Origin of the sequence: Rhizobium freirei PRF 81 (assembly GCF_000359745.1) — a bacterium.
GTDB classification, from domain to species: Bacteria; Pseudomonadota; Alphaproteobacteria; order Rhizobiales; family Rhizobiaceae; genus Rhizobium; species Rhizobium freirei.
This window is the reverse complement of record NZ_AQHN01000055.1, coordinates 216,166-237,620: the sequence shown is the minus strand read 5'-3', so window position 1 is coordinate 237,620 and position 21,455 is coordinate 216,166. Positions and strand designations below refer to the sequence as shown.

Genomic DNA, 21,455 nt, shown 5'->3' with positions numbered 1-21,455 from the left:
ACATGACATTAAAGGACAATCCATGGGGCAGATATTCTCGATGGTTCGCGACGGATTGGTGAGCCTTGCATCCCGCATGGGCACCGAACGCGACAAGGCGGCATCTGTTTTCTATACGCAGCCGATCCTGACGGACGAGCAGATCATTGCTGCGTATCGCGGCTCCTGGCTGCCACGCAAGATCGTCGATATTCCGGCGCTGGATAGCTGCCGGAAATGGCGAAACTGGCAGGCTGCGAGCGATCAGATCGGATTGATCGATGCCGAGGAGCGCCGGCTCAATCTACGCGGCAAAGTGCTGGAAGTATCGACGAAAGCGCGCCTTTTCGGTGGTGCCGCCTTGTTCATCGGCTCCGAGGATGCCGATCCTGCACTGCCGCTGGAGGCGGATCTGATCGGTAAGGGTGGTCTCAAGCATCTGACCGTCCTGACGCGTCGCCAACTGGCTGCTGGTGACATCGACAGCGACCCAGCTTCTGAATGGTACGGCAAGCCGAAATTCTACACGCTGACCGGTGGCAATGGTATGCAGGTGACGATCCATCCGTCTAGGCTCGTCATCTTCAAAGGGGCGATGACGCCGAATGAAGAATTTGGTGAGATGGGTAATTGTGCCTGGGGTGAAAGCGTGCTCGCCGCGACTTTCGATGCGATCAAGAACGCCGACAGTACGGCGGCCAACATCGCCAGCCTCGTCTTCGAGGCCAAGATCGACATTATCAAGGTCCCGCAGTTTTCCGCCAATATAGGCAATCAGGCCTATGAAGATGCCGTGCTGCGTCGCTACGCGCTCGCCAACACCATCAAGGGGGTCAACGGCACGCTGATTCTTGATGCCGAGGAGGAATACGACAGCAAGAGCGCGCCGCTCTCCGGCCTCACGGATATTCTGATGGCCTTCCTGCAGATTGTCGCCGGCGCGGCCGACATTCCCGTCACCCGGTTGCTCGGTCAATCGCCCGCCGGGATGAACGCGACAGGCACAGCCGACATGAAGAATTATCACGACGGGATCCAGGCGATCCAGGAGCTCGATTATACGCCGGCAATGTCCCGGCTCGACGAATGCCTCATTCGCTCGGCCACAGGCGGGCGTGATCCTGCAATCTATTCGATCTGGGCGCCCCTGGAGCAAATGAGCGAAATGGAGCGGGCCAATATCTTCAAGACGAAGGCTGAGGCGGCGCGAGCCCTGTTCGGCTCCGTTTCGGGGGAAGAGATCATCCCTCGCCAGGCGCTCTCTGAAGCTCTGCTGAATGCCTTCGTGGAAGATGGATCGCTGCCAGGATTGGAAGCGGCGGCAAAGACAACGGACTTGCCGGATGATGTCGGGCAATCTGCAACAAGCTCCGACGCAACTTAACGACCCGATGCCGTCACGGCGCCGCCGCTGACGGGGCCGCTTCGCCTAGGCAAGCGGCTTTCACCCGGACCACATCGGCTTCGGCCAGGAGAAATCCCAACATGAACTTCACAGACACTGTCACCGTCGCGGGAACGCGACGGACGGGAGACGGCTATCTTGTGGCCGATGCCCGTATTGCTCGCACTGGCATTCAAACCTACGCCGGCGCCGAGATCGGCAGGCCAGAGACGCCCACCGTGCGGATCTATCGGCCCGGCGGCGAAGTCTTCTCCGAAGACACGCTCAAGAGTGCCGCTCACCGGCCGGTGACAAATGAGCACCCGCCTGAAATGGTCACCTCGGAAAACTGGAAGAAATATGCTGTCGGCCAGACCGGCGACGAAATTGCCGGCGATGGCATATTCCTCCGCGTACCGTTGATGGTCAGCGATGAGGAAACGATCCGAGACATCGAAAGCGGCAAGCAGGAACTGTCGGCCGGCTATGTCTGCGACGTCGATTTTACGGCCGGCGTGACGCCCATCGGCGAGGCCTACGACGCCATTCAGCGAAACATTCGCATCAATCATATCGCCATTGTGCGCCGTGGCCGTGCGGGCTCGAAAGTCCGCATCGGCGATGCAGCCGCACCGTGGGGCTGTTCTCCTCTCGCAGCCCCACGCCCCCTTTCCGATGACAAGCAAAGCAAGGAAGGAATGATGCCCACGAAGACGATCATGATCGACGGCACCGAGATCGAAGTCTCCGATCAGGCTGCAGAGATCATCACGACATTGCGGCAGCGCCTTGCTGACGCCGAGGCCGGCCATCAGAAGGCCGTCGCGATCAGGGATGCCGAACTCGATGCGCTGAAGGCGGCGCTTTTCGATGAAGCGGAGATCGAGCGTCGCGCCGAGGCGCGTGCCGACCTGATCGGCCTTGCCAAGGCAATTGCCGGCAGCGTCCAGACATCAGGTCTTTCAGACGCCGCGATCCGCAAGGCCGTTGTCGTCGCCAAGGCAGGCGAGGGCGCCATCGAGGGCCGATCCGACGCCTATATCGATGCGCGCTTCGACATGCTCGCAGAAGGGCTGCGTAAGAAGTCGGATCTTTTTGCGGATGCTGTCCGAGATGGCATCACCTCGGCGCAGACGTCCACTTCCCCTGCCTTTGCCGCTTACGCCGCCATGGTGCGTGACCTCGAGAGCGCGCATCGGGCGGCCAATCCCACCTAACCAGGTCAACGAAAAGGAGACGCTTCAATGGCGACTTATCAGACTACCTATGGAAACGCTCCTCGGAAGGGCCTGCACGGGCAGGTCGCTTCTGAGGAAAAGGCCAACAAGATCAGCCGCACGATCGAAAATGGCGCCGGCATCAAGTTCGGGCAGCCTGTCCAGCGCGGCCTTGCCGATCATGGTGTCGCGCCGTTTGCCGCAGGCGGCAAGTTCATCGGCATTGCCGTGCTGACACCGAACGTGCTGCCCGATGTGGCGCCATCCGGCGGCTATGCCCAGTTCGTCACGGGTGCATTCCTGACTTCCGGTCAGATGTATGTGCGGGCGGGCGGCGCCGTCTCGGACGGTGATGCGGTCTACTACAACCCGACGACCGACACTTACGTCAACGCGGCCGGCACCGGCATCGTCGGCCCCATTCCCGATTGTTTCTTCGATACGAGCGGCAGCAACGGCGACATCGTCGAGATCTCGCTCAAGCACAGGAGCGCCTAATCCATGAACCAGTTCGTTCGACAGCAGTTTGCCGACGCCCAGGCCGCCTATTCCTTCGTCATCGCGCAAGGGCGCAATATCGAGACGCGCATCTACCAGCGCCGCTATCCGACCCTCAACTACGGCCTCCATGTCCCTGTCGTCACCGAAGGCAATGAATGGGCCTCCGGCACGACCTTCTTCACTGTCGACAGCGCTGGTGAGGCGAAGTTCCTCTCCGCCGCAGGCACCGATATGCCGTTCAACCAGTCGACCCGCGACAGCGCCAGCCATGATTTCGCGATGATCGGCTCCGGGTGGGAGTGGAATCTCGAAGAGGTCAATCAGGCCGCTCTCTACAATCTCGACCTCAACGCTTCCAACGCCATTTTCGCCGCCGATAAGATCGAGCGCCTGCTGAATTCCGTCGCCATGATCGGCTCGACGGAGAAGGGCTGGACCGGTTTCGTCAACGATCCGAAGGTGTCGCGCGTCGATGTCACTGCCGATGGCACGGGCGGCTCGACCCACTGGTCCGCCAAGACGGCCGATCAGATCCTGCGCGATGTCAACGATCTTATCGGCGGCGTGCGGCAGCGGACCGGCGAAGTCGAGTGGATCGACAGCCTGCGCCTGCCGCCGGAAGCCTTCCGCCTGATCGCCACCAAGCGGCTTGCCGATGGCGATGGCTACATCACCGTGTTGGACTTCCTGCGGCGCGGCAACGTCTATACCGCCGAGACGGGCCAGCCGCTCGATATCCAGCCGCTACGCGAGCTTGCCACGGCCTCGCAGGATGGCGGCGGCCGCATGGTCGTCTATCGTCGCGATCCGGAGGTGCTGCGCTTCCATCTGCCGATGCCGCGCCGGGTGCTGCAGCCGCGCCAGAAGTCGATCATGAGCTTCGAGACCGGCATCATCGCCCGCACTGGAGGCACCGAGGTGCGCCTGCCGGCGGCTATGGCTTACGGTGACGAGATCACCGCTGCCTGACGCTGAACTCCCTCTCTCCGTTTCATGCGGAGGGAGGGCCCTTCTTTCCAACGACCGACATCGGAGCTTTCATGTCCGTTTCTTTTTACGGCACGCTCGCTGCCGCTGACGCCTATTTTGCCGATCGCGGCAAGGCGGGCTGGGCCGCGGCCAGTGATAGTGATCGCCTGGCGGCGCTGGTGCGCGGATCTCAGGCGATCGATGCTCTCTATGAGCCGAGATTCACTGGCCGGCGGACCGGCGGCTACGATCAGGTGCTGTCCTGGCCTCGTAGCGGGGCGACGACGGTGAACGGTGCGGTGATCGCGGATGACGCAACGCCTCTGCCCGTGACCTACGCAGCCTATGAGGCTGCCGCGCTCGAGCTTTCCGAACCGGGCAGCCTGACGCCTGTTATCGTCGCGGCTCGCACGGTGAAGCGCGAGAAGGTGGGACCGCTGGAGACGGAATATGCCGTTGCCGACACGAGCGACGACATGATCGCCTCCGCAAAGCCGGTCCTGACCATGCTCGACGGGCTGCTTTATCCTCTCCTGCGTCCGGTGTTGCCGGGCATTCTGGTGGTGTGATGGAGGCGTTCGATTACGGCAAGGCGCGGGTTGCCGCCGAGCGGTTGATTGCCAAATTCGGCCAGAAAGCCGTTCTGCGGCGCATTACGAGTGCCGGGCCGGATTACGATCCCGTGCAGACGAGCGAGGACTTTCCGTGTTCGCTCGTCGATCTCGACCAATCCCAGGCGCATGTCGCCGACACGCTGATCCAGCGCGGCGATCGCATGGTCTATCTCTCGACCGAGGGGCTCTCGGTCACGCCAACATTAGCCGACAGGGTGCTGATCGGCGGCGCCGAGCATGCGATCGTCGATATCCAGCCGCTGTCGCCAGGTGGGACTATCGTCTTCTGGCAGCTGCAGGTGCGGCGATGACGGCGCTCGTACGTTTCAAGACGATCCTGACGCTTTGGCTGTTGGCGCGCGCCATACTGCTGCTCAACCGGGTTTCACCGTTGCCGGGGATTGAAAAAAGCGGTGGGATGAAAGCCGAATCCCGAACCGCCAAATCTGCGGTTCGCGCCCGCTACGGCCATCTTACCCTTTTGAATTTCGAGCGGCGTGGCTCTTCACTGGGCGATGCCGCCGATGACGCCTAACCTTATCAGCAGGTATCCGACATGGCTTCCTCGAATTTTTCCAATGACATCGCCGCCTGGGCCGAGCGAACCAAGAAGCGCATGGAAGAGGTGGTGAACTTCTCCGCGCAGCGGCTGGCCGAGGCGATCGTCGAGGCTACGCCGGTAGCCTCCGGCGAACTTGTCAATTCCTTCCGGGTCTCCGCCCCGCCGCGGCAAAGCGGGGATGCCGAGGGGAAGGATGACGGTCAGCCGGTCAATCTGGCCGGCCTCGGCGTGTCGCTGGGCGGCCTGATCCATATGGGTTTCACCGCCGCCCATGCCGCCGCCGTCGAATATGGCAGGGATGGGCAGGCGGGGCAGGGCATGGTGCGGCTTGCGGCGCGCCAATGGCCTGACATCGTCGAGCGCGCCGCACGTGACACGGCGGACTGACCTCTCGAAATCTCAACAACTTAGACAAGGTGACGCATGGCGACGGCAACGGACGCTCTCATTCTGGCTGCGCTGCTGGATCATCTGGCGGCACTCCAATTTCAGCCGCCATTGCCGGTGGCGCAGCCGGGCATTGCCTTTCCGCCGGCGGGGCAAGCTAAGCCGGATAACTATCTGGCGGTCAGCTACCTGCCCAATCGTCCCCGGCAGGTGACGCTTGGCGACGATCCGCAGCAGAAGCTCGGGCTTCTGCAGGTTTCCGTCTATTGGAAGGCCGGCGGCGGGCTGATCAAGCCACTCGATGCCGCCGGCCAGGTCATCGACCATTTCAACAACAAGACGCTATTCGCCTCTGGCGTGAAGATCACGATCAGTGGCGAGCCGTGGGCCGCAGGCCCGATCCAAGAGGATGACCGGGTGCAGATACCGGTCACCATTCCCTACACCGCCTTTGAACCGGAGACATGATCCATGGCGAATAAAAGCACGAAGAAGGGCTCGAAAGTCTACGTATGCGAGACGCCCCAGAATACCGACCTGACGGCCACGGCCTATGCCGCGCTCACTTGGGTGCAGGTGGGCAAGGTCGGCAAGGTCGGCGATTTCGGCTCGGACTCCACCATCAACCACTACAATACGCTCGATGAGCCGGTGCAGCAGAAGCAGAAGGGCGTTTCCAACGCCGGCGATCCGGAGCTCGAGGTCGCCTCCATCGCCGACGATCCCGGCCAGGACATCCTGCGCACCTTCGGCGACCCGCTCAACGTCAACAACATGGCGATCAAGGTCGAGCGCAACAACGCGCCGCAGGGCAAGACCAATACGGTGTTCTATTCGCGCGGAGTCGTTTCGGGCCCGCTTTATCCCGGCGGCGGCTCCGACGATTTCGATCTTGAGAAGTTCAAGGTCGGCCTCAACCAGCTGCCGATCCGAGTCGATCCCGTCACCACGCCGTAAGCGCGATCTTACGGAATCTTGCGCGCGTCGCTCTCCTGCGGCGCGCGGCCACTCTCACATGTCCCAACCGATAAGGTGTTTCCTTGGATATCTCCAGTCTCGTCAATTCCGAAGATCTCTTCGAGCTGCAGCTTCTGCATCCGGCCACCGAGGAGCCGCTCGGCATCTCCTTCATGATCCGCTCGGCCGAGAGCAACGAGGTGAAGAAGATTGTTCGCCAGCATAGCGACCGTTTCCTCGCCAGCCGCAAGAAGAAGCTGACGACCAGCAAGGTCGAGGCCGAATATCTCGACAAGGCGGCCGCCGCCATCGCTTCCTGGAGCTGGGGAGAGCAGCAGTGGAAGGGCGAGCAGCCCGTGCTCTCCTTCGAGAAGGCCCGCGAAGTCGTCGAGGAAGCCGGGTGGATCTACGACCAGGTGGCCGGCGCCTCGGAGGACCGCGCAAATTTTATGAAGAGCTTGCCGAAGGGCTTTCAGAAGCCGTAGGGATCGTCGCACGCTATGATTGCGTGCGCGATACAAACGGCGAGACCCGGCGCGAGCGCAACGAGGCCTTCGAGCTTATCAGCCCGGAGGCCGAGGTGCCGGAGGCGGGCCATGCGCTCTGGGACTGGTTCTGGGATCTGCGCTCGGCGCAGGCTCCCGGCCTTTCCGGCCCGGCGCCGCTCTCCCATCAGGAAATGCTGGCCTGGCTGCAACTGACCGGCAACCTCCTGCGCCGTGAGGACATCGCCGTGCTGAAGGCGATGGACGGGCGCTATTGCCAGGCGGTGGAGGAGGAGACGGAGGCGATCAGAGCGCGGGAGGCGGGGTAGAGGGTCAGGCTGCTCCATGACTAATGAGCCTAATGTGACTTTATGTTGCTGTAACTCCACTCAAGTGCAGTCAGCCCATCCACGGTGGTTTCAACTTCCCACCCGAGAGACGAGTCGCTCTTGTTGCCAACATATACACACTTCGCAAGGTGCCTCACCGGCTCTTGAAGATCATTGAGCGTCTCATAAACTATCGACGCGCCAAAAAAGAAGGCCTTGAGATGCCATTGTCGAACGCCTTTAGTTCAGTTTGAATCCACGCATCGTCTATAGCTAGCGGGTAGCCCGACGCTTTGGATCGCTGTTGTCTCGTCACGAGATAGCTTTCGAGCAATCTTCTATCCAATTCTAGTTCGTCGAGTTCGGAAACCTTGATGCGTTTATATTCCGATGACGGGAGCAGGCGCTGCTTGAGAATTGTCTCGCAGGCCGTGACAAGTTTCGAATCAAACAAATCGCAGCTGTTTAAGAGCAACGCGCTAACCACTAGGCACATAATGCTCGCTATGGGCTTCGTTCGGTGAAGATGCATTATAATTCCGCTGGGTGGTAGTTTTGGACAATTGCAACTTCGGCGAACGTTGCATCCTATATCATGCATGTCAATAAGGTTGTTCTCTAAATGTTCTTCGTGATAAAACGTCGTGCGCATCGTGATGGGACTGTTTTATCGGGAATTACGGTGACAGTGCACTAATTCTCTCCAACGACGGCCTTGGCTTTGCGGCCGCGACGAGCCGGCTTGAGGGTGGCGTCGGTGAGGTCTTCGAGCCGGTCTAAAAAGTCGGTATTGCCAATGGGGCGACCGATGCTTTCGGCTCGGCGAAGCGCGGTAAATGCCATCTCTTCTTCTCCGGCAGTGAGGAGGGCGGCGAAATCGGGAAAGCGAGCGCGAACCGGTGTTGTGGTCGTGACGCCGTCATCCTCAATCAGTCCAAACTGTGCCGCGACACTCGACCATCGCCAATCGGCAGCTCGCTCGACAAGGCGAGCGCGCACCGGATTGAGGGCGACGTAGCGGAGTGCTGCTGCCAGATGCTCTTCATCCATGGCGACACAACCGAAGCGGCCCTGCCAGAAATGGCCGGTCCGGCGCAGCCTTGCATGGATATGGCCGGCATAGGTGCGATGAACGCGAGACAGTGCGCGGCGAATACCGTCTGCATCCGTCGGAACGAGGATGAGGTGAACATGGTTGGGCATCAACACCCAGCCCCAGACCTCTACGCCAGCGGCACGACAATGATGGGCCAGGAGATCGCGATAGAGCGCATAGTCATCATCGCAGAAGAAGGTTTGCGCCCGCCCGTTGCCGCGTTGGGTAACATGATGTGGAATATCAGGGACGATGATATGAGCGAGACGGGCCATTGGGTGTGTTGGTCAGATCCGGAATCTATTGAGTGCACTGTCACCGTAATTGCGAGTGCACTGTCACCGTAATTGCAGCAAGTTTCTTTTCACTCGCGATAAACTTTTCAAGTCTGTCTACTCGTTGAGCCGCCATTTCTGGCGACAAGCCGATTTGCTGAAACACCTTCTCGGCATACGTCCGAATTGCGTTGTAATATGTCGTGCCAAGCGCATCGCGGCATTGATAAGCAATCATGAAACTCACGTTCACACCATCGATGACTTTACCGGCCAGCTGAACACGCTTTTGCTCGTCGTCAGCCAAGGCTTGCGTGAAGATTGTGCATGCGAAGAGTACAGTCAGAAGTGGTTTAAACCTCATAGTCATGTCACTACACATACAAAAGTTGCTAAAATTATTCGACGCATACTATCCCTATAGGTTGATTTAAACAATCTTAGATACCGGTACTCAGCCGAAGACACGACGAAGCTGGTCGCGAATCCAACCAGCATAAGGGGCGATTGGCTTTGAGTATCTCAACTCCTCTTCCGGTGTCGGGGGCGGATCGTTGCCGATGTCTCGTATTATCTGGGAAAATGCGGAAGCATCCACTGGCGACGGGACGACCGACCAAATCGCAATTTGGGACGTGCGGCCGTCGGTGGAGAAGTATCGGCAAGTAACCGTTGTCGTGACGCGATCAGCATTCCTGTTCAATGCGCTGAAGGTCAGGATTCCGGTATAAATTACTGGCTTCAGCGCTCCCGTATCAAACTCCTTCAGGTAGAATTTTTTCAGATCGGGATGCCGTAATTTCTCGTCGAGTTCGGCTCTGGTGGCGGGCCTCTCACCGGGGATGAACCTATTACGCTCATAGCTTGACGGTACCACGAGTGCCGGCTTCAGATTTTCCTCACAAGCCGTCACGATCGGCGGGTCGAAGGCGCCGCAACTGCTCAGCAGCGGCAACAGAAACGCCGTGATCACAACATTTGAAAACAACTTCATGAAATCCCCCGAATGCGCTGGGTGATTTCTGCCATCTATTCGAAAGGTACGCTAGTGGCTGATGTTGCAACTCTCGGTATTTTTGTTGATAGCTCGAATGTGCGGAAGGCGACTGGTGACTTAGATGGTTTCGCTGCAGCGATGGGGCGTGTGACAAATAGCTCTGGCGCAACGTCACGCGCGTTCAAAACCATGAATGGCGAGGCGAAAACGACTGGTGGAATCGTCGATAAGACTGCCGCAAATGTACTAAAGTTTGGAACCAGTTACGGTCTCGCTGCGGATAAGTTAAGGGGAGGGCTAATGGTCCTCGATGCTCGACCAAACAACGGTGCGCACTTATCCTATGCTTCAACTATGGAGACACAGAACGCCATCGCTGCTTCCGCAAACGTACAATCTACCGGGGACAAGGATTATGATTATTTTCTAGCACATAGGGCGGATTTCGCGAACGATACAGGTAAAGGCATAGCGGATATCCTTTTGAGCGCTACGAGCTTCGCAGTGAAAGGCGTAGCTAATGAAAAAATTCCCTATGTAGGTGAAGTTGGCGAGTGGGTAGGGAATTGGATAGAATCCTTTAGCCCGGCGATAATGCGTGAAAAATCTGCGGCACAGATCAAGTCCGACGCTCAGCTTGCCAGGGAAATGCAATCTTTGTCGGGGCAGAAAAACAATCCGGCAGTTGCGGAATTTGCGGCTGAGAAGATCTCAAGAGAGGACCTTCTCAGTCAAACTGTTGGATTTCGTGAGAGCGCAGACCGCACATTTAGTCAAGCTCTCGGTAAGTTCGAAAGTGTCGCGGGTGAGTTCGATGTATTACTTTCTGCCTCTGCAGGCAGGGCTGGTAGTCAGCTTTCCGAACTGGGAAATAGCTATTTAGATTTCTATGATAAGCTTAGAGCGGGCACCGCTCAAATAGTGGACGCGCAGAACTTTGATAAAGTGTTGTCAAAGACGGCGGCGCAAATGCCCGATGATTCTGAACTTGCTGAGTTTTCCAAGAATTTCAAAGGCGTTCTCGGATCAATCACACAGGACTTGACTGTTGCGAATGGTTTGAAAACGCAACATGAACTGTCTAATAGGACTCAAAGCGTCGCCGTCGATCCGGCAAAGCAAATCGTTTTCCCCCAGGGCGGCGCCAGCGCGAATACACTCCTTCCAAATATTTCTGCTTTCTCTCGCGTCAGTCCTCTTGCGATTGAAATGACATCGAGGCAGCCCATAGCGAACAGTATTGGCGTTCAAAACAGCCAAAAAGACGAACTCCAGAGCACTCAGCAAGCTACAGACGCTCTTACGAAATCCTCCAAAGCTAACACGGAGCAAGCGAAAGTTGGAATACAGACCTCTGCCCAATCCGCCGCTGCGACGGACAATGTGAAGTCGAAGGTTGTCACGCTGAAGCAAAGCCAGGATGAGCTTCAGAAAAGCTGCGCCGTACAATTGGCGCAAATGCCGCAATTGACCAAGGCGGCCAACGACCAGGCCGCAGCCTATCGGCGTGTCGCTGAGGCGCAGGCGCTGCAGAAGCTCGCGGGCGATATCCAGTTCCAGCAGGAGCAGATGGGCCGCTCGACCATCGATCAGACCGTTGCCTCGACACAGAAGCAATATGGCCTGCCGGTCGACATGAACTCGGCCTCGGCCAATATCATTCGCTATAATGAACAGCTGAAATATGCCCGCGAGCTTGCCGGCGATTTCGCCTCGACGTTGGTCAGCGGCTTGCGCAACGGCGAGGGCCTTTGGAAATCCCTAGGGAAGGCGGCGATTTCCGTGCTCACGAAGATCTCAGACAGGTTGCTGAACGATGTGCTCAACAGCCTGTTCCAGGTCAATAGTGCTGCTGCAGGCGGTGGCGGGGGAGGTGGAATCCTTGGCGGCATTCTCGGTATCTTCGGCTTTGGCGGCGGGAGCAGCGGTGGCAAATTCGATCTGGCGACGGGTGCGAATGCCCCGATCCCAATTGCACGACCGTTCGCAGACGGCGGCTATACCGGCCCTGGCGGCAAGCATGAGCCGGCTGGCATCGTTCATGCCGGCGAGGTCGTCTGGAGCCAGAAGGATATTGCCCGGGCGGGCGGCGTCGGAGTCGTCGAGGCGATGCGGCTTGGCCGGCGCGGCTATGCCGATGGCGGCGTGGTCGGCAAGGGCGGGCCGCAATTGGTGCGGGCGCAGCCGGATGCTGCCGTTCCCGTCCGTCGCTTGAGGGCTGACAATCAGAACGATGCCTCCGGCTCCGCTTCCGGCGTGCATGTCACCGTCGGTGTTTCCGTCGATGAGGACGGCAATCTGAAGGCCTATGTGAAGAATGTCGCGCAATCGGAAGCGCAGAGTTCGACGCGGCAGGGGCTGAATGATTTCAATCAGCAGCTTCCCGATCGCGTCGCGCAGATCAACCGCAATCCCCGGAGGCGCTGATGGCCGTTTCCTATCCCTACAGCCTGCCGGCCTTTGCCGATCTTCTGAAGATCTCCAGCATCGTCTGGGATATTCAGCGCAATGACGAGCTTTCCGGCTCCGGCGATGGCCGGGTCTGGCAGGCGGAGCTGGCGCCGCCGCTCTGGACCGGCACGGTGACGCTGGCCGACGTGTATAATGCGGAGGCGAAACAAATCGCCGCCCGCATCCGCAAGCTACACGGCGCCCAGGAGGCGCTTTTTCTTTATGATCCGCTGTCGAAATATCCGCAGGCCGATCCCGACGGGACGAAGCTCGGGAGCGCTGCGGTCAGCGTCGCGGCGCTCGGGAGCGATAATGCCTCGCTCAGCCTCAAGGGCCTGCCGGTCGGCTATCGGCTGACGGTCGGTGACAAGATGCAGGTCGGCTATGGCGGCGCACGCTCCGCCTTTCTCGAAGTCTCGGAAACGGTTGGTGCCGACGGGCAGGGGGTGACGCCGGTCTTCGGCGTCTTCCCGCATCTGCCGGTCGGCTTTGCCGCCGGTCTCGGCGTGACGCTTCTGCTGCCGGCCTGCAAATGCCTGGTCATGCCGGGCAGCCACAATCCCGGCACAGCGAGCGGCCCGATCACCTCGGGCGCCACTTTCAAAATCATCCAGAAGAAATAGACGATGAAGAACATCACCTCCGCCTTCTTCGCGGCGCTGACCGGCGCGCGCGACAAGGGGCTCGTGCCCCGTCGTTTCGTCTGGATCACCGGCAGGGATATCGCCAGCGGCGCGCCTGCCTCGATTGGCCTCTGGACCGGCGATGACGACATCAACATTACCGTCATCTCTGGCGTCACCGGTTTGGCTGAGGCGCGCACCTATTATGGCGGCCTCAATCTAAAGGTGAGTCCGATCCCGCGCACGGCCGATCTCACGATCCAGACCGTGACCATCACCATCGGCCAGATCGCGCCCGCGGTGCAGCAGCTCGTGCGCGGCTACGATCTGCGGCTGGCGCCGATCGAAATCCACGACATGTCGTTCGATACCGGCATGCGGCAGCCGAGTGCGGCCCCGGAAATCGCCTTTCTCGGCATCGCCGATGGCGCGCCGGTGAAGACGCCGGCCGTCGGGCAGGATGGCGATATCGAGATATCAGCCATCTCCGCCGCCATCGCCATGCTGGAGCGCACCAATCCGGCCAAATCCTCCTATGAAGGCCAGAAGCGCCGCAGCGGCGATGAATTCGGCCTTTATTCCAGCACCGTCGCCAATTGGCAGATACCCTGGGGGCAGAAATGAACAGCGATCTTGTCAGGGTCAAGAACTGGCGCGCCTGCTTCGTCGCCGAGATCGATCGGTTGAAGCGCACGCCCTTTGCTTGGGGTAGCCATGATTGCGGACCGGGCCTTGCCGGCAATCTGGTGCTGGCGATCACCGGCGTCGATTGCGCCGCGCAGTTTCGCGGCGAATATTCGACCGCGGCCGGCGCGCTGAAAACGATGAAGGCGGCGGGCTTCGACAATCTCGCCGATCTCGTCGCCAGCATGCTTCCGGAGATCCATCCGAGCGAAGCCGGCATCGGCGATATCGCGGCCGTCCCGCATGAAGGCCCCTTCGGCTACGCGCTCGGCGTCGTCAATGGCGAGCGCATCTTCGTGCTGCGCGAGAGCGGGCTCGGCACCGTCGACCTGCTCGACGCCAAGCGGGCCTTCAAGGTCGGCTAGCCAGTCTCTCGACACCAATTTTATCTCTGACCGGTGACAAGTCGGCGCAGCTTTGACTGCGGCGACCCTTTTCCATGCGCCAATCGAGGTCGTCCGATCCATGAAATATCTCATTCTGCTCCTGAATGTCCTCAGCTTCTGGCTGATGGCGGATGCGGCGCATGCCGGCCCTCTCGTTGCGGCAATCGGTGCGATCTCGCAATTTGTCGGTTCGTTCGGCATCATCGGCAAACTGGCCTTGACCGTCGCTATCAATGTCGGCCTGTCGCTGATCGAAAAGGCGATGGCGAAGAAGGATCAGCAGCCGGCCGGCACCAAGCTCGAGATCAGCATGGGGGACGATCATGCGATGTCCTTCATCATCGGCAGCTACGCGACAGCCGGCAAACGCAAATATGCCGGCACCTGGGGTGAGGACGGCAAGACGCCGAATGCCTATTTCACCGACGTCATCGAGATCGGCAGCCTTCCCAACTTTGGCGGCGCCCGTGGCCTGACTAGCGTCTGGATCGACGACCAGAAGGTTGGCGTCCTGTGGGAAGAGCCGCATCCCGACGGGCGCGGCTATCCGGTGCTGCAGTATCGCGTCAAGGGCAAGGACTATCTCTGGATCAAATTCCTGGACGGCACGCAAACGAGCCCCGATCCCTTCCTGATGGCCAAATTCGGCAGCCAAGCCGAGCGGCCCTGGAGATCAACGATGATCGGCCGCGGCTGCCAGATCGTCATCCTGACCTCGCGCTACAATACGGACCTTTTTTCCGGCGTACCATCGGGCCTTTTCGAGCCGCATCCGCTGTCGCTCTACGACATCCGCAAGGATTCCTCGATGGGCGGCCATGGCGCGCACCGTTGGGATGATCGATCGACCTGGGAGCGGAGCAGCAACCCGGCCGTGATGATCTACAATCTCGCGCGCGGTGTCTATTACGCGTCCGAATGGGTTTATGGCGGCCAGAATATCGGCGCCTTCTGCCTGCCGGCGGCGAATTGGATGGCGGCGGCGAATGCCTGTGACGCAGTCGTCGGGCTCGGCGACGGAAACAGCGAACCCGCCTTTCGCGCCGGCTACGATGTTCAGTGCGACCGCGAGCCGCTCGATGCCATTACCGAACTTCTGAAAGGCTGCAACGGCCGCATGGCCGAAGTCGGCGGCATCTTCAAGATGCTGGTGGGTGCGCCGGGCGGCGCAGTCTATTCCTTCACGGATGATGATATCGTCGTCACCGAGGAGCAGGATTTCCAGCCGTTCCCTTCGCTTTCCGCGACATACAACGCCATCGAAGCCACATATCCCGAACCGGCCGAAAAATGGACGACGAAGGATGCGCCGGGGCGCTACAACGCCGATCTCGAAGCACAGGATGGCTATCGGCGTCTGCCAGCGCAGGTTCAACTGCTCGCCGTTCCGTTCGCCAATCAGGTGCAGCGGGTCGGCCTGGCGATGATTCAGGACTATCGGCGCTTTCGGGTGCACCAGGTCTCGCTGCCGCCGGATGCCTATCCGCTGGAGCCGAACGATGTCGTTTCCTGGTCTTCGGCACGCAATGGCTATGACGAGAAGAAATTCCTCGTCGTCAAAGTCGAACCGCAACCCAATTTCCTGATCGTTGTGACCCTTAAAGAGATCGACCCGGCCGATTACGATTGGCATCCGGGGCTGCAATTGCCAACGGCCATCGGCTGGCTAGGCCCGATCACTCCTCCATCGCAACCGATGATCGGCTGGATGGTGGAGCCTTCCACGATCAAGGATGCTGGCGGAATCGATCGTCGCCCGGCCATCAAGATCAGCTGCGCGCCGGATCTCGATGACGTTTCGGGCGTTTGGGGACAGGTGCGGCTCAAGGAAACGGGCGATGTCGTGTTCGATAGCGACAGCAACCCTTATGCCACGCCGTTCTCCTGGATCATCTCCGGTCAGTGGACCCTCCCGAACACGAATTATGAGGCACGCGGACGTTATCTTCCGCAGTCGAACCGAGCAACGGACTGGTCGGCTTGGTTGGCTGTGAAGACGCCGAACGTGCTCATCCAGGCGAGTGACGTTCTCGATGGCGCGATCATCCAATCGAAGATCGCCGATGCTGCGGTGACTGCCGCGAAGATCATGGACGAAGCGGTCTCGAACCTGAAGCTCGCCGATAAGGCGGTTTCGACCGCGAAGCTTCAGGTGGCCGCTGTGACCGCTGACGTGCTCGCCAGCGGAGCAGTGATTGCCTCCAAGCTTGCCGATGGTGCCGTTACTGCGCGGGCACTCGCCCAGGGCGCGGTGGATGCGACTGCACTTGCAAGCAGCATCAAGGCCGTCGAGGTCGTTGATGTCCTTCCGATGACAGGTAATGTCGAAGGCCGGCAGGTCTTTCTGACGACGGACGGCAAGCTTTACCGCTATCACAACGGCGGATGGACATTGGCCGTTGCTGCCGGCGATATCAATGGCTCTCTCGTTTCCTCGCAGATCGCCGATGCCGCCATCACGATCAGCAAGCTCGCCCAGGGCGCGGTGGACGCGACGAAGTTCGCATCCGGCATAAAGCCGATTGAGGTCGTTGACGCCCTTCCGTTGGCGGGCAATGTCGAAGGCCGTCAGGTTTTTCTAACGGCGGATGGCAAGCTCTATCGCTACCATAGCGGTGCTTGGACTGCCGCGACGGCGGCAGGTGATATCGCGGGCCAGATCGCCGGGACGCAGGTTTCGGACGGTGCGATCTCGACCCCGAAGCTCGGGGCCGGCGTCGTTACCGCCGACAAGATTGCCGCCAATAGCATCACGGCCGGCCAGATTGCGGCCGGCACGATCGGCGCGACACAGATTGCGGCCGGTGCTGTTTCGACCGACAAACTCGCGGCGAACTCGGTCAGCACCAGCAAGCTCGCTGTTGGCGCCGGTGTAAACTTGCTGCAGAATTCCAGTTTCACCATGGGAACGGATTGTTGGACCTATCTGCCTTGGGGCACCATTCCTGGCCTCTCTTTTGGGGTCCGGCCCGTGGGTTGGCCCTGGTCAGGAAAGAACAATTCGACCCTGCTGCTCTTGCAGGCGAGCGGGCCAGCCGGTTCGAACACCTATGCCGATATTCGCTGGCTGCGTCCCGACGGGGGATCGCTCGCCGGCTCCTTGAAGTACGCGGTTCCCTGTGTGCCTGGCGAATGGCTTGAGGCAACGGTCTATACGTCCGCCCATCGCTGCCAAATCGAGTCGTACATTGCGTGGGTGGGCGCAGATGGCACGGAAGTCGGATATAGTTCGGCCGGAAGCAACACCAACAACGCGATTAGCGGCGATTCGAACAATCCCGACCTGTGGCTGCGCTTGCGGGTCACGGGTGCCGCGCCAGCCAACGCGGTGGCCGCTTCGATCCTCATTCGCAAACGCGACACGCAGGCGGGCGGCGCAGATAGCTATGCCTTTATCAACAAGCCGATGCTGTGTCGCATTCCGGCCGGGGCGACGGAAGCAACACCATGGAGTGACGGCGGTATCGTTCTGATCACGAGCGGCGGCATTGTCGCCAACGCCGTTACCGCAGGAAAGATCGCAGCTAACGCTGTTACGGCCGGCACGATCGCCGCCAACGCGGTGACGGCCGGCACGATCGCGGCGGGCGCGGTCGCGGCAGCACAGATTGCGGCAGGTGCGATCACCGCCGACAAGCTTGCGGCGGGCTCCGTCTCCACTCAAGCGCTCGCGGTCGGCACCGGTGGCAACTTCCTGTCGAATTCCGATCTCTTTGCTGGGCTGACCGGTTGGGCGGCTGAGTATTCCAACGATGCGGCCAGTTTCGTGTTGAAATTGCGCACCGATACCTATGCCCCTATCCCCGGTGCGATCGAGATCTATCAGGGGAACGGCAACCAAGGCATCGAATACGGGGTGATGGCTACAGACGCCTACGGAAGCAGGCGGGAATTCGCGGTCAGGGCGAATGGCTGGTATGAGCTGTCCGTTTACTATTTCGGCCATCGCTGCACCGGTGTGCAACCTTACCTTGGGGTTTTCGACGCTGCCGGAAACCTCCTCGCGTTTCCGAATTGGGGCATCTTCCCGGCCTATCATAACTTCGACCCTCAGAAGAGTTTGGTGAACTATAGCCGCTTCTGGGGAAAGGTTCAGATGCCCGCCAACGCTGCCAAGGCGATGGTCTTTTTTCGAATGAAGGGGACTGTGGCGGGCCAGAGCGACAGCTATCTCTGGCTGACCCGCATGTATTTCGGCGAGGCCAATACCAATCAAGCCGAGGCGACGCCTTGGAGCGATGAAAGTGTGACGGTGGTTTCGGATGGCAATATCGCCACTGGCGCGGTGTCGGCCGACAAGATCGCTGCCAACGCCGTCACTGCTGGCAAGATCGCCGCCGGCGCGGTCACGGCTACGGCGATCGCCGCCGGTGCGGTCACCGCCGCCTCGATCGTGGCCGGCACAATCACCGGCGACAAGCTGGCGACAAACACGATCGGTGCCAACCAAATCGCGGCCGGCGCGATCACCGCCAAATCGCTCGTGCTGACCGACTTTTCCAATATGGCTGATAACGGTTGGCAGACTGGCACGCTGGATGGCTGGGCGCCGCAAAATTTGCAGTCTTTCTACATTGACACCGTTTCCGGGGATGCGGCTGGATGGGTTCTTCAGTCGCTCGGCCGAGACTGTGCCCGATCGAACTTCGTCGCCGTTTCTGTCGGTGAAACCTATGCGTTCGATGCGTGGGTCTATAATGCCGATTCCGCAAGGGCTGCCATCTACGCGGTGACACAAACACCTACGGGGGTTTGGGGCTATAGCATCGTAGCTTTCACTGACGCCAAGAACACATGGGCGCGCCTGCAGGGGCGATACCTTATCCCGAGTGGCTGTACCAAGCTCGCCATGCTTCTGCTGGTGGACAAGACGGCAGGCACCGGCAATTCCTGCTACTGGTCGAAGCCGGTCATGCGCCGCGCTGTTTCGGCCGAGTTGATCGTCGACGGCGCTATCACGGCCAACAAAATGTCGGTCAACAGCCTTGACGCCATTTCGGCCAATCTTGGGGCCGTCAATATCAGCTCCGCCATCATCGGCAGCTTGCAGGTCGGAACCAGCAACATTGCGGCGGGCGCTATTACGCGCGTTGATTCTTCGATCCAGGGCCAGGCGGGCATTAACGCTGGATCCGGTCCCGTCCCGACGACGGGTATTACGGCCTATCACGGCACTGGCTCTCCGCCGATCCTGGTCATGTCGTCATTCTCGATGAGCAATAACGGCGTCACCCAGGCGGGCGCGATGACCGAAGTCGAGGTCTACGTCTGGGACAGCGGCAACAACGCCTATACGGCGGTTCTGCCGTTGTCGTTCTATAAATACGGTACTTTCGCGCACGCATTCACTTACACGCCGCCTGCTGGGACTAGCTCTACGCAGTTCCGTTTCGACGTGAAGCCGCTCACCCTTCAAGGGAGCAGCGCGCCGCTCCTTCTTGTCAACAATCGCAGCATCAACGCGCTCACTCTGAAGCGCTGAACCACAGAAAGGACTGCCATGTATCGCATTGACAGCATGTATGAACCGATGGTCGAGGCGCTGCTTGCGGCTCGATCCGAAAACAAGGCCGATCGCTGGATGGCATGCGTCGCCTTCTGGCTCGGCCGGCAACAGATGTACAACGTGGCGGATTTCTGGCTGTCGCTCGCGGCCAAGATCACATCTGGACTGGATGCCGCCGACAAGGACGCGATCCTCGATCAGCTGAACAGCAAGGAAGCCGCCTTGGTCGCTTCGGCCGCCGATTGGCCCGAGACGCCGGCAAGTCTTCTGGCGATCGTCGCCGGCTGGTCTCCGGAGCCGCCTCCGGTCGATCTCTATGCCTATGCTGCCACCAAGCGCTATGCCGTCGAGACGGGCGGCATCGTGCTCGGCGGCATGCGTGTCATGACCGATCGCAGCAGCCAGTCGCTGATCACTGGAGCCGATAATTATGTGCAGGCGAACCCGGACGCGCTGGTGAAGTTCAAGACGGCGGCCGGCTTTGTCGAGCTTTCCGCCGCGCAGACGACGGCGATTGCCAACGCAGTCGGCGAGCATGTGCAAGCGAGCTTTGCCGCCGAGAGCGAAGTCAACGCGCGGATCGCCGCCGGCACCATCACCAAGGCGAATGAAATCGATGCGTTTGCATGGCCGTCCAATTCAGCTGCGGCGCCTGCGGCCTAAGGAGCCCTTGAATGTCCACTTATGTAAAGTCCCTCAAGAAGCAGATCGAGCTGCTGCAGGGCGAAGTCGAGCTATATGCCAATGCGGTCGATTGCTTGGCCGGCGATTTGGCCGATACGCGGGGTCGACTTGCGATCCATGAAAAACCGGCTTCGATTGATGCTTCGAAGATGGCAGCAAACGAGAATGCCGCTCTGCCGTTCGACAGGGTTGACGGAGAACCCCGCAGCGCTCCATCGCAGCCTGGCGACCTTTGGACGCAGGGTGACTCGGCTGCTGTCATTGCGGGGTCGGATCACGCCGGCCGGTCTGCCGCGCAAAATGCAGAGGAATCGCAACGAATGAAATCAGATGAAATGGGCGTCGAACCCGCGGCCTTGTGACACAAGCGCTACTCGCATTTGTCCTGCAATCCTTGCCATTGCCTTGGCTAGCGCAGCCCGCCGAGCAGGAACACCGCCGGGACGGCAAGCGCCGCTGACGTGATTATCGCGGAAATACCAATCTTAAGCGCTCTGATGCGCCGCGTCCTGACGCCACTCCAATCATAACTCACACTCACTAACTCCCAAGAATCATTAGGGATTCGCAAATTAGGCGCGCTCCGTCTTCAGGCAAGGCAATGGCGAAGCTCATCCACAGAGGAAACCATTATGGATCACGCGAAATTCTTCGCGTCAGTACGCATGTCATTGTTTGGCGGGCGGTTGTCGACAAATCAGGTCGATGGCATGGAGGCCTTTCTTTCAAGGTGGCGGGTCGAGCCGTTCGATAGCCGGTGGCTCGCCTACATGCTTGCGACGGCGTATCACGAGACAGGCACCATGATGTGCGCGATCTCTGAAAAGCTTAGCTATTCTGCGGCTGGTCTTTGCGCCGTCTTCCCGAAATACTTCAACGCCAAAGAGGCTGCTGCTTATGCTCGCCAGCCAGAACGTATCGCCAACCGCGCCTATGCAAACCGCATGGGCAACGGCAGCGAGGCGACCGGGGACGGCTGGCGTTATCGCGGCCGCGGGCTGGTGCAGATCACTGGCCGCGACAATTACGCAAAATACGCCATCGACGACGACCCGGATAAGGCACTAGATGCTCCCAAGGCTATCGAAATCCTGTTCGATGGCATGATCAACGGTCGCTTTACCGGAAGAAAACTTGCCGATTATTTTAGCGCTACCGCGACAGATTGGGTCGGGGCGCGCAGAATTATCAACGGCACGGATCGCGCCATCGAGATTGCCGGCTACGCCAAGAAATTTGCCGCGGCAATCGAGGTCGCGCGGTAGTTCGGCGGCAAGGCGATTGGATAAGATCGCCGAATATCCAATCAGGCCCATCACTTAGATCCCCGGCATCTTGCGACGCGATTCACCTGTCGTCGACCGCGCGT

At 59.8% G+C, this 21,455-nt stretch carries 23 protein-coding genes; 20 read left to right on the top strand and 3 right to left on the bottom strand.

What is annotated here, in order from left to right:
• Nucleotides 1-22: 22 nt before the first annotated feature.
• The 12 genes from RHSP_RS10770 to RHSP_RS10715 all read left to right on the top strand — a co-directional run bounded on the left by RHSP_RS10770 (nt 23) and on the right by RHSP_RS10715 (nt 7,384).
• Nucleotides 23-1,363, top strand: a complete 1,341-nt coding sequence (locus RHSP_RS10770; RefSeq protein WP_004116262.1) for a DUF1073 domain-containing protein — start codon at nt 23-25, stop codon at nt 1,361-1,363.
• Between the two features lie 101 nt (nt 1,364-1,464).
• Nucleotides 1,465-2,580, top strand: coding sequence for a DUF2213 domain-containing protein (locus tag RHSP_RS10765; protein WP_004116260.1), 1,116 nt, complete (start codon nt 1,465-1,467; stop codon nt 2,578-2,580).
• A 27-nt stretch (nt 2,581-2,607) separates the two neighbouring features.
• Entirely contained in the window at nt 2,608-3,078 is a 471-nt protein-coding gene (locus tag RHSP_RS10760; protein WP_037151138.1) for a structural cement protein Gp24, read from the top strand.
• Nucleotides 3,079-3,081: 3 nt separating this feature from the next.
• Nucleotides 3,082-4,050, top strand: coding sequence for a DUF2184 domain-containing protein (locus RHSP_RS10755; RefSeq protein WP_037151135.1), 969 nt, complete (start codon nt 3,082-3,084; stop codon nt 4,048-4,050).
• 71 nt (nt 4,051-4,121) lie between these two features.
• A complete protein-coding gene (locus RHSP_RS10750) occupies nt 4,122-4,619 on the top strand; it encodes a DnaT-like ssDNA-binding protein (protein WP_004116256.1) in 498 nt (165 codons plus the stop codon).
• Complete coding sequence (locus RHSP_RS10745; protein ID WP_004116254.1) at nt 4,619-4,975, top strand: hypothetical protein; 357 nt, start codon at nt 4,619-4,621, stop codon at nt 4,973-4,975. Before RHSP_RS10750 ends, RHSP_RS10745 begins: the two co-directional genes overlap by 1 nt.
• Complete coding sequence (locus RHSP_RS10740; protein WP_004116252.1) at nt 4,972-5,199, top strand: hypothetical protein; 228 nt, start codon at nt 4,972-4,974, stop codon at nt 5,197-5,199. Before RHSP_RS10745 ends, RHSP_RS10740 begins: the two co-directional genes overlap by 4 nt.
• Before the next feature lie 21 nt (nt 5,200-5,220).
• Complete coding sequence (locus RHSP_RS10735; RefSeq protein ID WP_004116249.1) at nt 5,221-5,613, top strand: HK97 gp10 family phage protein; 393 nt, start codon at nt 5,221-5,223, stop codon at nt 5,611-5,613.
• Nucleotides 5,614-5,649: 36 nt separating this feature from the next.
• Nucleotides 5,650-6,081 carry a phage tail terminator-like protein gene (locus tag RHSP_RS10730; RefSeq protein ID WP_004116247.1) on the top strand — a complete coding sequence of 144 codons (432 nt, stop codon included), beginning with the start codon at nt 5,650-5,652 and terminating at the stop codon, nt 6,079-6,081.
• A gap of 3 nt (nt 6,082-6,084) precedes the next feature.
• Nucleotides 6,085-6,570, top strand: coding sequence for a hypothetical protein (locus tag RHSP_RS10725; protein WP_004116245.1), 486 nt, complete (start codon nt 6,085-6,087; stop codon nt 6,568-6,570).
• A gap of 83 nt (nt 6,571-6,653) precedes the next feature.
• Entirely contained in the window at nt 6,654-7,055 is a 402-nt protein-coding gene (locus RHSP_RS10720) for a hypothetical protein (RefSeq protein WP_004116243.1), read from the top strand.
• Nucleotides 6,971-7,384 carry a phage tail assembly chaperone gene (locus tag RHSP_RS10715; RefSeq protein ID WP_240535404.1) on the top strand — a complete coding sequence of 138 codons (414 nt, stop codon included), beginning with the start codon at nt 6,971-6,973 and terminating at the stop codon, nt 7,382-7,384. Before RHSP_RS10720 ends, RHSP_RS10715 begins: the two co-directional genes overlap by 85 nt.
• A 693-nt stretch (nt 7,385-8,077) precedes the next feature.
• Here the strand turns inward: RHSP_RS10715 and RHSP_RS10705 are convergent.
• From RHSP_RS10705 to RHSP_RS10695, 3 genes are all read right to left on the bottom strand, one after another.
• Entirely contained in the window at nt 8,078-8,755 is a 678-nt protein-coding gene (locus RHSP_RS10705) for a transposase (RefSeq protein WP_004116240.1), read from the bottom strand.
• A 40-nt stretch (nt 8,756-8,795) separates the two neighbouring features.
• Entirely contained in the window at nt 8,796-9,062 is a 267-nt protein-coding gene (locus RHSP_RS10700; RefSeq protein WP_157385336.1) for a hypothetical protein, read from the bottom strand.
• A gap of 147 nt (nt 9,063-9,209) precedes the next feature.
• Nucleotides 9,210-9,749: a hypothetical protein gene (locus RHSP_RS10695; protein WP_004116237.1), complete on the bottom strand. Its 540-nt coding sequence runs from the start codon at nt 9,747-9,749 to the stop codon at nt 9,210-9,212.
• Nucleotides 9,750-9,761: 12 nt separating this feature from the next.
• Between RHSP_RS10695 and RHSP_RS34620 the strand changes: the two genes are divergently transcribed.
• The 8 genes from RHSP_RS34620 (at nt 9,762) to RHSP_RS10655 (ending at nt 21,351) form a co-directional block, all read left to right on the top strand.
• Nucleotides 9,762-12,179: a phage tail tape measure protein gene (locus tag RHSP_RS34620; protein WP_004116235.1), complete on the top strand. Its 2,418-nt coding sequence runs from the start codon at nt 9,762-9,764 to the stop codon at nt 12,177-12,179.
• Nucleotides 12,179-12,826, top strand: coding sequence for a hypothetical protein (locus RHSP_RS10685; protein WP_004116233.1), 648 nt, complete (start codon nt 12,179-12,181; stop codon nt 12,824-12,826). Before RHSP_RS34620 ends, RHSP_RS10685 begins: the two co-directional genes overlap by 1 nt.
• A 3-nt stretch (nt 12,827-12,829) precedes the next feature.
• Entirely contained in the window at nt 12,830-13,450 is a 621-nt protein-coding gene (locus RHSP_RS10680; protein WP_004116231.1) for a hypothetical protein, read from the top strand.
• Nucleotides 13,447-13,875, top strand: a complete 429-nt coding sequence (locus tag RHSP_RS10675; protein WP_004116223.1) for a DUF6950 family protein — start codon at nt 13,447-13,449, stop codon at nt 13,873-13,875. The genes RHSP_RS10680 and RHSP_RS10675 overlap by 4 nt, the downstream gene beginning before the upstream one ends.
• A 100-nt stretch (nt 13,876-13,975) precedes the next feature.
• Complete coding sequence (locus tag RHSP_RS10670) at nt 13,976-19,378, top strand: phage tail protein (protein WP_004116220.1); 5,403 nt, start codon at nt 13,976-13,978, stop codon at nt 19,376-19,378.
• Between the two features lie 18 nt (nt 19,379-19,396).
• Complete coding sequence (locus RHSP_RS10665) at nt 19,397-20,065, top strand: DUF4376 domain-containing protein (RefSeq protein ID WP_004116218.1); 669 nt, start codon at nt 19,397-19,399, stop codon at nt 20,063-20,065.
• 11 nt (nt 20,066-20,076) lie between these two features.
• Complete coding sequence (locus RHSP_RS10660; protein ID WP_004116215.1) at nt 20,077-20,448, top strand: hypothetical protein; 372 nt, start codon at nt 20,077-20,079, stop codon at nt 20,446-20,448.
• Nucleotides 20,449-20,718: 270 nt separating this feature from the next.
• Nucleotides 20,719-21,351, top strand: a complete 633-nt coding sequence (locus tag RHSP_RS10655; protein WP_004116212.1) for a hypothetical protein — start codon at nt 20,719-20,721, stop codon at nt 21,349-21,351.
• The last annotated feature ends 104 nt before the right edge of the window (nt 21,352-21,455 follow it).